Source organism: Streptomyces sp. NPDC096132, from assembly GCF_044763345.1.
Taxonomy (GTDB): Bacteria; Actinomycetota; Actinomycetes; order Streptomycetales; family Streptomycetaceae; genus Streptomyces.
In genome coordinates this window covers 1-13,728 of sequence record NZ_JBIWGA010000003.1, presented here as the reverse complement: position 1 = coordinate 13,728, position 13,728 = coordinate 1, and the positions used below count along the sequence as shown (strand labels likewise).

The following is a 13,728-nucleotide window of genomic DNA, read 5'->3' as shown; positions in this document are numbered from 1 at the left end:
ATCCGGGACGGCACGGCTCAGCGCACCCCCGCCGTGACCGCCTCCGCGACGACCTCGGCGACCGCTGTCGGCTGCTCCACGAGGACCGCGTGTCCCGCGTCGGGAACCGTCACCGACCGGACGTGCGCGCATGCCTCGAGGCCGGCCCGTTCCTCATCGGTCAGCCCGATCTCGTCGTGGTCGCCGCGCACCACCCAGGCCGGGACGCCGGCCTCGCACAGCCGCGGCACCAGGGACGGATACCGGCCGAGGTAGGTGTAGTAGTCGTGGAGGATCCGGCGGCAGGTCGCCGGATCGTTGCCGCTCATCGCCGCCGCCAGCGCCTCCGCGCGCTGCGGCGGCAGTTCGCGTTTCATCGCCCGGGGCAGCAGGCCGAGCATGCCGGCCCAGACCATGGTGCCGAGGCCGGGCACTCTGCCCACGGCGTTCAGCACCGCCAGGGACTTCATCTCGTCCCCGCGCGAGAAGCTCGGGGACAGCAGGACGAGCGGGCCCCGGAACAGTCCCAGGGCCGCCATCTCGATCGCCACGTTGGCGCCCAGGCTGTGCCCCACGACCACATCGCAGCCGGACTCTGCGGCGAACTCCGCCAGCAGCCGGGCGTAGTTCTCCATGGACACGTCCTCGGGCGCCTCGGTGCCGCCGAAGCCCGGCTGGGTGACGGCGATCATCCCCAGCCCCGCCACCGCCGGCTCGGCCATGACGTCCGCGTAGAACTCGGTCGTGCACAGCCCGCCCGGAATCATCAGCACCCGGTGCGGGGCGTCCGCCGGCCCCGCCCGGCGGACCTCCCAACGCTCATGCATACAACGAGAGTGACCCCGTACGCCGCCCACCGCACCCCGGACGGCACCACAGGAGCCCGTGACCACGCCGGACACCCCACCCCCCGGACGGGCACGAGGGACGCCCCGGCAACACGCCGGACGCCGGTCCCGCGCGACGTGTGCGGGACCGGCGTCCTTCCTTGCCCCCGGTATCGGCCCGATCAGGTCAGTGCGCGGCCACCAGTTCCTGGTCGGCGGTCCGCGGGGTCTGCTTCGCGCTGCGCAGGGCCGCGATCCCGATGAAGACCATGGACGAGAGGCCGGCGAGCGCGAAGGCGGTGAAGCCCCAGTCGCCGTGGCCCGCGGCAAGCAGCTGGCCGCCGAGCCAGGGGCCGAAGACGGCGCCGAAGCGGCCCATGCCGGAGGTCCAGCCGACGGCGGTGGCGCGGTTGCCGGCGTCGGAGCGGATCGACACCGTCGCGTAGATCATCGTCTGGGCGCTGTTGAGGAAGACACCCGTGAGGAAGACGACGATCATCGTGACGCCGGTCGACATGTGGACGCTGAGCAGGTACACACCGGCGGCGGTGAGCGCGAACCAGACCGCCGAGATGCGCGGGGCGCCGAAGCGGTCGGCGGCCCGGCCCGCGACGAGCATGCCCACGATGCCGCCGAGGTTGAAGACGACGACGAAGGTCAGGGCGTTGGCGAGCGCGTAGCCCTCGGCGCGCATCAGGGTCGGCAGCCAGGTGGCGACGCCGTAGACGAGGAGCAGACCACCGAAGGAGGCCAGCCAGTACAGCAGGGTCTGGATCCACTCGCCGCCGCGGAAGAGGTTGGCGAGGGCGTCCCAGCGGTCGGCCGCGGTCTTCCTGCCGGACTTCGCGGCGGGCAGTTCGACGTCGTAGCGGGCGGCGAGCGCGCCCGCCTCCTCGGTGCGGCCCTTGGCGACGAGGAAGCTCAGCGACTCGGGCAGGAACTTCGCGAGCACCGGGGCGAACAGGAGCGGGAGGACGCAGACCCAGAAGGCCGCCCGCCAGCCGACCGGGTCGATCAGCCACTTGGCGACATAGGCGGAGAGGATGCCGCCGGCGTGGTGGGCCGTCATCAGCATGCCGATGACGATGGCGGCGCGGCCGCGCGGGGCGTAGTCGGAGACCATGCTGATCGCGGTGGGCAGCAGGCCGCCGAGGCCGACGCCCGCCAGGGTCCGGCCGAGGCCGAAGACCGTGACGCTGTCGGCGATCGCGCACACCCCGGACGCCAGCGAGAAGAGGACGACGCAGCCGACCATCAGCTTCTTGCGGCCGATCCGGTCGGCGATCGTGCCCGCCGTCAGGGCGCCGATCAGCATGCCGAAGGTGGCGTAGCTGCCGAGGTCGCCGGCCGTGTCCGGGGTGAGGCCGAAGGTCTTCGTCTCCAGCAGGTGCGGCAGCACGGAGCCGTAGATGAACATGTCGAGGCCGTCGAACAGGACGGCCAGCCAGCACAGGCCGACGACCAGGAGGGCCAGTCTGCTGCCGCGCGCGGCCGGGTTGGGGGAGGAGGACATCGTTGTTTCCCTCTCGAGCGGGGTGGGTCCTCAGACGCTAAGGATCCACCCCAAAAAGTGTCAACGCTTTTGTCAACAATCTCATCGACAATCAGCGGCCGGTCAGGCCACGGGCGGCGTCCCGTGCGTGTGGAAGGACTCGATGGTCTTCAGACCCCAGGCCTGCCCCTTCTTCCGCTCCTCCTCCGTCCAGGTGACGAGCGGCCAGTCGGGGGCCAGCACCAGCCGCGTGAGCGGGTTGCACAGCTCGATGCGGTTGCCACCCGGCTCGTAGACGTACAGGAAGAACGTCTGCTGGATGGCGTGCTTGTGCGGCCCCGTCTCGATGAACACCCCCGTGTCGATCGCCAGGTCGGCGGCCCGCAGGATGTCCTCACGGGTGTCGGTCGCGAAGGCGATGTGGTGCAGCCGTCCGGCGCTGCCGGTCCAGTCCGAGGTGTAGACGACGTCGTACGACTTGTTCGTGTACGTCAGCCAGCGCGCCGCGATCGTGCCGCTGTCGAGCCTGATCTGCTCGGTGGGCCGGGCACCCAGCACCCGTTCCTGGAACTCGGCGTTGGCGAGCACGTCGGCGGCGAGGAAGTTGATGTGGTCCAGGCGCCGTACGCCCACGCCCCGGTTGGGCTTGGCCTGCGGCTGGTTCTTCAGCGCGGGCCTGAGCTCCTCGGGGGCCCGGTAGTGCTCGCTCTCCCAGTACAGGGCGTGCTCATGGCCGTCGGGGTCGGTGGTGACGTACAGCTTGCCGAGGCCGGGCTCGTCCTCGACCCACCTGCCGGTGCCTCCCGCGGCCTCGACCGCTTCGATACGGCGCTGGAGGGCCTCCTCGCTGGAGGTGCGCAGGGCGAGCCGGCCGAGGCCGGGCCGCTCGCGGGCGGTGAGCACCAGGCTGTGGTGCTCGTAGTCGTCGTAGGTCCGCAGGTAGACCGTGTCACCGTCCTCGCCGTTGACCGTGAGGCCCAGATAGTCGGCGAAGAAGGCGACGCTGGCGTCCAGGTCCGGGGTGAAGAGCTGGGTGTGGCCGATGTGGGCGATGTCGCCGAGCGGCGGAGTCATCGTTGACCTCCAAGGGGGTGCGGGGGGATCGGCGCCGTCTCGGCGGACCGGGGGAAGACCGTGCCGTCGAAGAGCTTGCGGGCCGTGCGGACCACGGCGGTGCGACGGGCGGAGGGCAGACCGTCGGGGGTGCTGCCGAGGCTACTTTCGATGTCCAGGAATCCGGCGGGATGTTCTATGCGAATTCGATCACTTCCGGGCGCGAGTTTCGCGATCTCCGCGCCCACGCCGCCGTCGATCCGCAGGCCGGCGGCGACACTGGCCGCGCCGAGGACCCCGATGGAGGGGTGGCAGCGCACGGGAATGAAGGTGCGCGTGGTGACCGCGCCGTCGACCCGGGGCGGGGCGAGCAGGGTGAGCTTGGGCACGGTGGCGTCGGAGACGTCGCCGAGGCCCATCAGCCGGCCCGCCGCCAGCCGGATCGTGCGCAGCCGGTCGGCGAGGGCCACGTCCTCCTCCAGGTCCCGGGGCGACTCGTGGCCCGTGACCTGAAGAGCGGAGGCGGCGATCAGAACCGTCGGCATGCCGTTGTCCACACAGGTCACCGGGACGCCGTCGATCACGTCCCGGACGTTCCCGGTGGGCAGCAGCGGACCGGCGCCCGGCGGGAACTCGATCACCACGGGCGCGGCCGTCCCCGGCACTCCCGAGATCTCGGCGTCGCCGGTGTAGCGGACCCGGCCGCCGGGGGTCGGGAAGGTGGCGGTGGCGTAGTCCCCGGTGTTGACCATGCGGATGCGGACCGAGGTCTGCGGCTCCCCCGCCGGGACGAGCCCGCGCTCGACGGCGAACGGGCCGACGCCGGCGAGGATGTTCCCGCAGTTCTGACGGTCGCTCACCTCGGGCCGGTCCACGGCCACTTGAAGGAAGAGATAGTCGACGTCGGCCCGCGGGTCGGCGGACCGGGAGACCACCGCGACCTTGCTGGTGAGCGGGTGGGCGCCACCCAGACCGTCGATCTGGCGGTCGTCGGGGCTGCCCATCACGCGCAGCAACAACTCGTCGCGCAGGGCGGGTCCACGGGGAAGGTCGTCGGCGAGGAAGTAGGCGCCCTTGGAGGTGCCGCCCCGCATCAGCAGACAGGGCACCTCCTCGGGCAGGGAGGTCACCGCGACTCCCCCGTGTACTCCTCGTAGGTCCGGTACTCGACGCCGAGCCGCTGGAGGGTCTCCCTCAACCCGTAGCGGTCCAGGCCCAGTTCGCCATCGAGGAAGGCGGCGCGGGAGCGGGCCTCCTTGGCCTCGCGGGCCTCGGACGCCTCGGCGGCGACGCGGGCGCGCTCGCGCGGGACGACCACGACACCGTCGTCGTCGGCGAGGATCACATCGCCAGGGCGGATCACCTGGCCGTCGATCGCGACCGGCACATTGACCGAACCGCCGGTGGCCTTCACCGTGCCCTGTGCGCAGACCGCCCGCGACCAGGCCGGGAAGTCCATCTCCCGCAGCTCCTGGGTGTCCCGGATGCCCGCGTTGATGATCAGCCCGCGCACGCCGCGCCGCTGGAGCGCGGTCGCGAACAGCTCGCCGAACATGCCGTCGGTGGACGGCGAGGTGGTGGTGACGACCAGGACGTCGCCCTCGCCGCACTGCTCGACGGCCGCGTGGATCATGAGGTTGTCGCCGGGCCAGCTGAGCACGGTGACGGCGGTGCCGACCATCCGTACGCCCTGCTGGATCGGGCGGATCCCCGGCCCGAGCAGCCCGGTCCGGCCCATCGCCTCGCTCACGGTGGCCACCCCGAAGGCAGCCAGCGCGTCGACGTCCTTCTGCTCCGCCTTCGGCGGGTTGGTGACGATCACGCCGCTCATGCCAGCTCCTTCGCGATCTGCGGGTAAGGACGCATGAACGCCTCGGCCATCGTCTTGTGCGCCAGACCGAGGTTGGGGCCGGCGTTGCGCTTGAGCTGGACGCCGCGGCGGACGGCGAGGTCGGTGTAGTAGTCCCACAGGTGCTGCTGGGCGCCCAGGCACTCCATGGCCTTGCGCTTGGTCTCCCAGACCTCGGTGATGTCGAGCAGGACCTCGGGCCTGAAGCCGCTCATCTCGGGCTGGTGCGGCTCGAAGTAGAAGACCGGCGGGGCGCCGATGATCTCGCCCTCGCCCGGGTAGCCGATGGCCTGCGCGAGGACCCGGGCCTCCAGGGCCATGCGGTGCGCGGCCGGGTGGTCGCCGTTGTACGGGTCCTCGGCGGGGTGGGTGAGCACGACGTCCGGCTGGGTCTCGCGGTAGACGGCGACGAGCCGGTCGGTCAGCTCGGCGGTGGGGACGAGCGGGTAGTCGCCGGCGTCGAAGAAGCGGACCTCGGCACCCAGGGTGGCGGCGGCGCGCTCGGCCTCGTCCCGGCGTATCGCCTTGATCTCCTCGAGCTTCCTGCCCTCGCGCCACGCCTTGGCGGACTCGCCGCGCTCCCCGAAGGTCAGACAGGCGATGGTGACCTTCTCGCCGCGCGAGGCGGCCAGGGCGATGGCGCCGCCCGCGCGCCACACGAAGTCCCCGGCGTGCGCGGTCACGACGAGGGTCGATCGGGGTGGGCGGGCGGGCGCGTTGGCCTGGGGCATGCTGGATTCTCCTTGGTGACAGGTGGGCGCCCGCCCCGCGCAGCCGCGATCAGTCGCGGAGCGCCTCGATCACACTGCTGAGGTGGGCGCGGACGGCCGCCTCGGCCGCCTGCGGGTCCCTGGCCCGGATCGCTTCGATCATGGTCAGGTGCTCGTTCAGGGATTGCTGCGGACGCCCGGGCCTCAGCGCCAGCTGGAAGCGGTGGCGCACCAGTTGGGCGTTGAGCCGCTCCAGCAGGTCCACGGCCGTCTGCTGCCCGGAGAAGTCCCGGACCCTGGCGTGGAGCTCCTGGTTGAGGTCGGAGTAGGTGACCGGCTCGCCGTCGGCGACGGCCTTGGTCATCGCCGTGCCGAGCTCGGTCAGCTCGACCAGCTGCTCGTCGCTGGCCGCGACGGCCGCCTTCGCCGCGCACAGTCCTTCCAGGACCATGCGGCACTCGGTGATGGCGACCGCCTCGTCCACGGTCACCACCCGCACCCGCGAGCCGCGGTTGCGGATCCGCTCGACGAGTCCCTGGGACTCCAGATCGATGAGTGCCGCGCGGATGCTGGCCCGCGTCACACCGAACTGCTCGGCGAGCTCGTTCTCCACCAGCCGCTGCGCCGGTGCCATCTCGCCGTGCAGGATCGCCTGCCGCAGCTGCGCGAGCGCATGCTGCTTGGCCTGCTCCCCAGTGCTCGGACGGGCTTCTTTCGGCATCGTGCCCTCCCTGAGTGAGTGCCTGTCGAACCTAAATCTAGCCAAACAAGATTGTCAACAATTTTGTCCGCCGTATCCGGGCGCCATGAACCCGCCATGAACGCGACGGCCGTCGCGGCCTCGGCCCGGCCGGTCAGCGTGCGGGTGTCGTGGGCATGTTGTACGGCGTGACCACCTGGATGGCCGACGGCAGCGTCGGCCCCGCGGGCGGCAGCGCGCCGTGCGCGCGCATCACGATGTGGCAGGCCTCCCGCACGTCCTGGCGCAGATCGTGGTGGAGGACGGCGGAGAGGCGGTGGTCGCGCAGCAGCCGGGTGTTGTCGTGGTCGAGGTCGTGGGCGACGAACACGGCGCACTCGCGGCGGGCGTCGGCGAAGGCCTTCAGGGTCGCGAAGTTGCCGCCGCCGATCGAGTACACGGCCCGGATCCCCGGGTCGCGGGCCAGGGCCGCGCGGACGAGGTCGTACTGGGTGGCGTCCAGTCCCTGTCCCTCGGTGATCTCCACCAGGGCGCGCTCGGGATGCCGGGCGCGCATCACTCCGCGGAAGCCCATCTCGCGCTCCTCCTCGTTGCGGAAGAAGCCGCTGGACAGGCTGGTCAGGACGTTGCCGGGGCGGTCGCCCAGCCACTGGCCCATCAGATACGCGGCCGTGGCGCCGGCGGCCCGGTTGTCGATGCCGACATAGGCGAGACGGGCACTGGCGGGCAGGTCGGTGACGAGGGTGACGACCGGGATGCCGGCGGCGACCAGCCGGCCCACGGCGTCCGTGATCTCGGGGACGTCCGGCGCCTTGAGGATCACACCCTGCGAGCCGCGCCGGGCTATCCGGTCGAGGGTGGCGACCTGCTCCCGGACCGGTCCGGTCTCCCGGAAGTGGAAGCGGGAGCGCAGCACGGCCGGGTGCAGCGAGGGCAGCTCGGCCTCCAGGGCGGCCCGTACGGCGGTGGTGAACCGCTCCGGCGCCTGCATCACGATGTCGACCATGAAGGTGCGGCCGACGAGCCTGACCTGGGTGCGCTGCCGGTGCAGATCGGCGATGGCCCTCTGCACCTCCTGCGCGGTGGACTCGCGCACCCCTCCCCTGCCGTTGAGCACCCGGTCGACGGTGGCCTCGCTGAGGCCCGCCTGACGTGCGATCTCGCGGAGGGGGAAGGGGTGGCCCACGGAAGGCTCCTCGGTGTGTGCTCGAACGGTCCGCTTGAGGGGTTTTTGAAGGCCGCCTGCTGGTTGTTCGACGGGATTGTCATGACAAGAATGGCAGCGCTGAGCCGCCGTTGTCATCGAAGGGACGACGATGTCCTTCCTCTCCGTGCAGGGCCGTACCCGGCTGAGCGAGCGGGACTGCGACCTGGAAGCGTTCCGTCCGCTCGTCGAGCGCACGACCGACCTCTCCGACTACCCGCACGCCTGCGAGGTGCGGGGGAACGTCCTCGTCTACGACGGCGAGCGGCTGCGTGCCTCCACGGCGGACCCCGAGCTGAGCGCCGAGCTGGTGCGTGCCCTCACCGACGGCCCCGGGGTGGCCGTCTTCCGGGGCGCCTTCCCCGACCCGGTGGTCGTGGACCGGATGACCGCCGTGTTCGACGCGCTCATCGCCGAGCAGCACGCCTCGGGCACGGCCGCCGGTGACCACTTCGCGAAGCCCGGTGCCAACGACCGCGTCTGGAACGCCCTGGAGAAGGCGGCCCTGTACGACGCGGAGGCGTTCTCCGAGTACTACGCCAACGACGTCCTCGCGCTGGTCTCCCGGGCCTGGCTGGGCCCCGGCTACCAGGTGACGTCCCAGGTCAACGTGGTCAATCCGGGCGGCGCCGCGCAGAGCCCGCACCGCGACTACCACCTCGGGTTCCTCTCCAACGAGGCGGCCGCCGCCTACCCGGCGCACGTCCACCGCCTCTCCCCCGTGCTCACCCTCCAGGGCGCCGTCGCACACTGCGACATGCCCGTGGAGTCCGGGCCCACGCTGTACCTGCCGTACTCCCAGACGTACGAGCCCGGCTATCTGGCCTGGCGGCTGCCGGAGTTCCGGGCGTACTTCGAGGCGCACCACGTCCAGCTGCCGCTGGCCAAGGGCGACGCGGCCTTCTTCAACCCGGCCGTCTTCCACGCCGCCGGCACCAACCGCACCACCGACGTGCGCCGGACGGCGAACCTGCTCCAGGTGTCCTCGGCGTTCGGGCGCGCGATGGAGACCGTGGACCGGGAGGCGGTCGCGAACGCCGTCTTCCCCGTGCTGCGCCGGCGCCGGGCGCAGGGCGCGGCCGAGGAGTGGCTGGAGCACGTGATCGCGGCGAGCGCCGAGGGCTACCCCTTCCCCACCAACCTCGACAGCGACCCACCCGTCGACGGCCTGGCCCCGCCCTCCCAGGCGGACGTCGTACGACGGGCCCTGCACGAGGGGTGGACCCCGCGGACACTCCGGGACGAACTGCGGGCCGGCGCTGAGCGGCGCACCAGCTGAAAGGACCCTCGTACATGGCACTTCTCGACGACAAGGTCGTCCTCGTCAACGGCGGCAGCCAGGGGGTCGGCGCGGCCGTCGCGCGGGCCGCGGTCCGCGAGGGCGCCCTCGTCGCCGTCACCGGGCGACGGCCGGAACCGGGTGAGGCCCTGGCCGCCGAGCTGACCGCGGCGGGCGGCAAGGCGATCTTCGTACGGGCCGACCTGGCGGACGCCGAGCAGGCGAAGGCGTCGGTGGCCGAGACGGTCGCCGCGTACGGCCGGGTCGACTGCCTGGTCAACTCGGCCGGGCTGACCTCCCGGGGCACGCTCCTCGACACCACGCCCGAGTTGTTCGACCAGCACATCGCGATCAACCTGAAGGCGCCGTTCTTCGCCATGCAGGCGGCGGTCGCGGACATGCTGGCCCGCGAGGCGCCCGGCACGGTCGTCAACATCATCACGACCTCGGCGCACGGCGGTCAGCCCTTCCTCGCCCCGTACGTCGCGTCGAAGGCCGGCCTGGTCGGTCTGACCCGCAACGCGGCGCACGCCCACCGCTTCGACCGGATCCGGATCAACGGCCTGAACATCGGCTGGACGGCGACCGAGGGCGAGGACGCCACACAGAAGACGTTCCACGACGCCGGGGACGACTGGCGCGAGCAGGCCGCCGCCCGGCTGCCGATGGGCAAGCTCGGCCAGCCGGACGAGATCGCCGACTTCGTGGTGTTCCTGCTGTCCGAGCGGTCCGGCGTGGTCACCGGTTCGGTGATCGACTGGGACCAGAACGTGCTCGGCGGCCTCGACTAGACCTCCTCTCCCCCGTCCCCCTCCCCGTAAGACCCTCAAGGAGCTGCAACCCCCATGCGCATCGGAATCCTCGGCCTCGGCCGTATCGGCGCCTTTCACGCCGAGACCCTCTCCGGACTCGACGCCGTCGAGTCGCTCGTCGTGACGGACCCCTTCGCGGAGGCGGCCAAGGCCGCCGCCGAGCGGTTCGGGGCCGAGGTCGTGGACTCGCCTCAGGCCCTGCTGGCGGCCGGGGTGGACGGCATCGTCGTCGCGGCCGCGACCGACGCCCACCCCGCCCTGATCCTGGCCGGTGTCGAGGCCGGCATCCCCGTCTTCTGCGAGAAGCCCGTCGCCAAGACGATGAGCGAGGGCGTCGAGGTCCTCAAGGCCGTCCAGGGCAAGGACGTCCCGATCCAGATCGGCTACAACCGCCGCTTCGACGCCGGTTTCGTCGCCGCGCGGGCCGCCGTGCGGTCGGGCGAGCTGGGCAAGCTGCACACGGTCCGCTCGACCACCCTGGACCCGGCGCCGCCGCCGGCCGCGTACGTCGCCGCGTCCGGGGGCATCTTCCGCGACTGTTCGGTCCACGACTTCGACATCATCCGCTGGGTGACGGGCCGTGAGGTGACCGAGGTGTACGCGGTCGGCGGCAACCGGGGCGCCGACTACATCAAGGAGGCGGGCGACGCCGACACCACCGGCGCGCTCCTCACCCTCGACGACGGCACCATCGCGGTCATCTCCAACTCCCGCCACAACGCGCGGGGTTACGACGTGCGCATGGAGATCCACGGTTTCCAGGACTCCATCGCCGTGGGCCTGGAGGACAAGCTGCCGCTGCGCTCGGTGGAGCCCGGTGTCACCTTCCCGGCCGGCACCCCGCACGACTTCTTCATGGACCGCTTCACGGCCGCCTACCGCGCCGAACTCACCGCGTTCACCGAGGTCGTGGCCGGCACCCGGCCCTCGCCCTGCACGATCGAGGACGCCCTGGAGGCGGGCTGGATCGCGGAGGCGTGCACGCTCTCGCTGCACGAGCACCGGCCCGTGACGATCGCGGAGGTGCGGGCCTCCTGACCCGGCTCGTCTGCCATGAGGGCGGTCCCGGCGGGACCGCCCTCATCGGTTTCCGCGGCCCCTCACAGGGCGTAGCGGACCATCCACTCGTCCGGGTCGTACGCGTCCCGCGCCGGGTCCCGCGGCGCGGCGGGCCGCTCCTCCACGGTGTCCTCCGGTCGGACCCGCTCGGGCAGTGCCCCGAACCTGGCCTTGCGCAGGGCCTCCGCGCTGCCGGTCCGCTCTTCCTCCTGCATCTCACCCTCCCCGCTCACGACTCCACACACCTTGCATCTGCTTCAACGTCCTCACCGCGCCGCCGGTTCCGCCGGCAGGTCGAAGACATGGTCCGGAGAGATGATCTTGGTGATCGCGTCGCCGAAGAGAGTGCTGGGTTCCTGGTTCTTGTAGTTGATGTCGGTGTTGAGCACCACGACCAGGGTCGCCTGGGCCTGCGGCAGATAGATGGTCAGCGACTCGTAGCCGGGCAGTGAGCCGTTGTGGCCGATCCAGCCCTGGACGTTGAAGATGCCGAGGCCGTAACCGGCGCCCGGGATGGGGGTCGGCGGTGTGGTGAGCCGCTGCCTCTGCGTGGCGGGGCTGATCATCCTGCTGCCGTCGGGCAGCACTCCGGTGGCCACCGTGCGTGCCCAGATCCGCAGGTCCTGGAGCCGGGAGATCATCGCACCGGCCGCCCAGGCCCAGGACGGGTCCCAGTTCGCCGAGTCCTCGACCGCGCCGGTCGCGGTCTGGTCGGTGTAGCCCTGCGCGTGCGGCGTCGGGAACTCCGTGCCGACCGGGAACAGGGTGTGGGTCAGACCGGCCGGGTCCAGGATGTGCTCCTGGATGTAGTCGTTGAGGCGCTGCCCGCTGATCTGCTCGACGACCAGGCCCAGCAGGATCAGGTTGGTGTTGCAGTAGTTGAACTCGGCGCCGGGCTGGAACAGCACCGGGTGCTTGAAGGAGTAGTCGAGCAGCTGCTGCGGGGTGAACCGCCGATCGGGGTCGGACGTCAGCGCCTTGAAGAAGTCCTCGTCCTCCGAGTAGTTGAACAGGCCGCTGCGCATCCCGGCCAGCTGCCGCAACGTGATCCTGTCCCCGTTCGGCACGTCGTCGATGTACCGGTCGATGGTGTCGTCCAGCCCGATCTCGCCGTCGTCGACCAGTTGCAGGAGCGCGGTGACGGTGAACGTCTTGGTCTCGCTGCCGATCCGCATGGAGAGGCCGGGGTTCATCGCCCGCCCGGTGCTCTTGTCGGCGACGCCGAAGGACTTGACGTACCGGCCCTTGTCGGGCGTCCAGATGCCGACGCTGACACCGGGCACCTTCGCCTGCTTCATGACCCGCTGCACGGCGTCGTCGACCTGCTGCTGCACCTCGGGGGTGAGCGCGACGACGCCGTCCCCGGACGGGGACGGCGTGGGCGTTTCGGTGCCGGTGGCGACGGAGGCGGCCGCGTGCGGCAGGGCCACCGCGGGCCCGCCGACGACCGGCGCCACCAGCGTCCCCACCGCGGCGGCGACGACGATCCCCCGGCGCAGTCGGATGTACGGGTGTGTCATGGGCTCGCTCCCACACGAGGAGGTGTCCGCCGCAGGCCACAGCCGCACCAATGGCACGGGCCGCATGCGGCCCATCACCACCACCATACGAGCGGGCACGCGCCGCCGCCTGTCGGCGACGGCGCGCACGCACCCGGTGAAGGAGGTTCGGTCACGCCCCGCAGGACCGCAGGAACGTGCGGGTGCGCACCGCGATGGGCAGGGGCTTGTCCGGGGCGCACGGGTACATGTCCTGCTCGACGATCGCGAACAGTTCGACGCCGAGCTTCTGGGCGGCGACCAGCACCGGCTCCAACTCCGGTACGCCGGAGGGCGGTTCGCACATCACGCCGCGCTGGACCGCCGGGCCGAACGGCACCTCGTCGCGCACCACGTCGGCGAGGATCGCGGGGTCCACCTGCTTGAGGTGCAGATAGCCGATGCGTTCGCCGTAGGTCTCGATCAGCTTGACGCTGTCGCCGCCGCAATAGGCGTAGTGACCGGTGTCCAGGCAGAGGTTGACCAGTTCGGTGTCGGTGGAGTCCAGGAAGCGCTCGACGTGCGCCTCGGTGTCGATGTGGGTGTCGGCGTGCGGATGGACGACGATGTCGAGGCCGTACGTCTCCTTGACCTCGTGGCCGAGCCGTTCCATCCCCTTGGTGAGGTACGCCCACTGCTCGGCCGTCAGCTCCGGTGGCTCCAGGTTCTCCGCGGTCTTGTCGTCGCGCCAGAAGGACGGGATGACGACGAGATGCCGGGCGCCCATCGCCTGGGTGAGCGCGGCCACCTGGCTGACGTGCTCCCAGGTGGACTCCCAGACGGACGGGCCGCGGTGGAGTCCGGTGAAGACCGTGCCCGCCGAGACCTTCAGGTTCCGCTTGTCCACCTCGTCGGTGAGGCGGGCCGGGTCGGTCGGCAGATAGCCGTACGGGCCGAGCTCGATCCAGGAGTAGCCCGCCTCGGCGACCTCGTCCAGGAACCGTTCCCACGGGACCTGCTGGGGGTCGTCGGGGAACCAGACGCCCCAGGAGTCCGGGGCGGACCCGACGCGGATGCGGTCCAGCGGGGCGGCCATCTCAGGCCTTCCCTTCGCCGCCGCCCGCCACGGGGGCGGTGAGGTCTTCCTCTTCCGGGAGCTCCTCGACGTCCACGCCGCGGACCTGGGACAGTTCGTGTTTGAGGGCCGCGAGTTCGGCGCCGCCCGCCATGTGGTTGGTGAGTTCCTCGAGGCTGACCTGGCTGCGGTCGGCCGACAGCTCCATGGT

14 protein-coding genes and 1 pseudogene are annotated in these 13,728 nt (G+C 71.4%); 3 read left to right on the top strand and 12 right to left on the bottom strand.

What is annotated here, in order from left to right; all coding sequences use genetic code 11:
- Window positions 1-17: 17 nt before the first annotated feature.
- From ACIRF9_RS07845 to ACIRF9_RS07810, 8 genes are all read right to left on the bottom strand, one after another.
- Window positions 18-806 carry an alpha/beta fold hydrolase gene (locus tag ACIRF9_RS07845; protein ID WP_403818020.1) on the bottom strand — a complete coding sequence of 263 codons (789 nt, stop codon included), beginning with the start codon at window positions 804-806 and terminating at the stop codon, window positions 18-20.
- A gap of 187 nt (window positions 807-993) precedes the next feature.
- Window positions 994-2,319, bottom strand: coding sequence for an MFS transporter (locus ACIRF9_RS07840; RefSeq protein WP_403818017.1), 1,326 nt, complete (start codon window positions 2,317-2,319; stop codon window positions 994-996).
- Window positions 2,320-2,421: 102 nt separating this feature from the next.
- Complete coding sequence (locus ACIRF9_RS07835; RefSeq protein WP_403818015.1) at window positions 2,422-3,372, bottom strand: catechol 2,3-dioxygenase; 951 nt, start codon at window positions 3,370-3,372, stop codon at window positions 2,422-2,424.
- Window positions 3,369-4,445 carry a 4-oxalomesaconate tautomerase gene (locus ACIRF9_RS07830; RefSeq protein WP_403819005.1) on the bottom strand — a complete coding sequence of 359 codons (1,077 nt, stop codon included), beginning with the start codon at window positions 4,443-4,445 and terminating at the stop codon, window positions 3,369-3,371. Before ACIRF9_RS07830 ends, ACIRF9_RS07835 begins: the two co-directional genes overlap by 4 nt.
- A gap of 32 nt (window positions 4,446-4,477) precedes the next feature.
- The gene (locus ACIRF9_RS07825) at window positions 4,478-5,182 is read right to left on the bottom strand and encodes a 4-carboxy-4-hydroxy-2-oxoadipate aldolase/oxaloacetate decarboxylase (protein ID WP_403818012.1); all 705 of its coding nucleotides are present in this window, start codon (window positions 5,180-5,182) and stop codon (window positions 4,478-4,480) included.
- Window positions 5,179-5,931 carry a PIG-L deacetylase family protein gene (locus ACIRF9_RS07820; protein ID WP_403818009.1) on the bottom strand — a complete coding sequence of 251 codons (753 nt, stop codon included), beginning with the start codon at window positions 5,929-5,931 and terminating at the stop codon, window positions 5,179-5,181. Before ACIRF9_RS07820 ends, ACIRF9_RS07825 begins: the two co-directional genes overlap by 4 nt.
- Window positions 5,932-5,980: 49 nt before the next feature.
- Complete coding sequence (locus tag ACIRF9_RS07815; RefSeq protein WP_403818006.1) at window positions 5,981-6,631, bottom strand: GntR family transcriptional regulator; 651 nt, start codon at window positions 6,629-6,631, stop codon at window positions 5,981-5,983.
- Between the two features lie 133 nt (window positions 6,632-6,764).
- Window positions 6,765-7,796, bottom strand: a complete 1,032-nt coding sequence (locus ACIRF9_RS07810) for a LacI family DNA-binding transcriptional regulator (RefSeq protein WP_403818003.1) — start codon at window positions 7,794-7,796, stop codon at window positions 6,765-6,767.
- Window positions 7,797-7,926: 130 nt separating this feature from the next.
- Here ACIRF9_RS07810 and ACIRF9_RS07805 point away from each other — a divergent pair, with 130 nt between their 5' ends.
- The 3 genes from ACIRF9_RS07805 to ACIRF9_RS07795 are packed head-to-tail and all read left to right on the top strand — an operon-like array spanning window position 7,927 to window position 10,943.
- Window positions 7,927-9,093: a phytanoyl-CoA dioxygenase family protein gene (locus ACIRF9_RS07805; protein WP_403818000.1), complete on the top strand. Its 1,167-nt coding sequence runs from the start codon at window positions 7,927-7,929 to the stop codon at window positions 9,091-9,093.
- Window positions 9,094-9,107: 14 nt separating this feature from the next.
- Window positions 9,108-9,884, top strand: coding sequence for an SDR family oxidoreductase (locus ACIRF9_RS07800; protein ID WP_403817997.1), 777 nt, complete (start codon window positions 9,108-9,110; stop codon window positions 9,882-9,884).
- 54 nt (window positions 9,885-9,938) lie between these two features.
- The gene (locus tag ACIRF9_RS07795) at window positions 9,939-10,943 is read left to right on the top strand and encodes a Gfo/Idh/MocA family oxidoreductase (RefSeq protein ID WP_403817994.1); all 1,005 of its coding nucleotides are present in this window, start codon (window positions 9,939-9,941) and stop codon (window positions 10,941-10,943) included.
- Window positions 10,944-11,005: 62 nt separating this feature from the next.
- On the opposite strand, the gene ACIRF9_RS07790 is transcribed toward ACIRF9_RS07795, so the two are convergent.
- The 4 genes and pseudogenes from ACIRF9_RS07790 to ACIRF9_RS07775 all read right to left on the bottom strand — a co-directional run.
- The gene (locus ACIRF9_RS07790; RefSeq protein WP_403819055.1) at window positions 11,006-11,197 is read right to left on the bottom strand and encodes a hypothetical protein; all 192 of its coding nucleotides are present in this window, start codon (window positions 11,195-11,197) and stop codon (window positions 11,006-11,008) included.
- Between the two features lie 33 nt (window positions 11,198-11,230).
- A complete protein-coding gene (locus ACIRF9_RS07785; protein ID WP_403817992.1) occupies window positions 11,231-12,484 on the bottom strand; it encodes a serine hydrolase domain-containing protein in 1,254 nt (417 codons plus the stop codon).
- Between the two features lie 151 nt (window positions 12,485-12,635).
- Window positions 12,636-13,538 carry a sugar phosphate isomerase/epimerase family protein gene (locus ACIRF9_RS07780; RefSeq protein ID WP_403817989.1) on the bottom strand — a complete coding sequence of 301 codons (903 nt, stop codon included), beginning with the start codon at window positions 13,536-13,538 and terminating at the stop codon, window positions 12,636-12,638.
- 1 nt (window position 13,539) lies between these two features.
- Window positions 13,540-13,728, bottom strand: a pseudogene (locus tag ACIRF9_RS07775) (sugar ABC transporter ATP-binding protein); the annotation flags it as partial.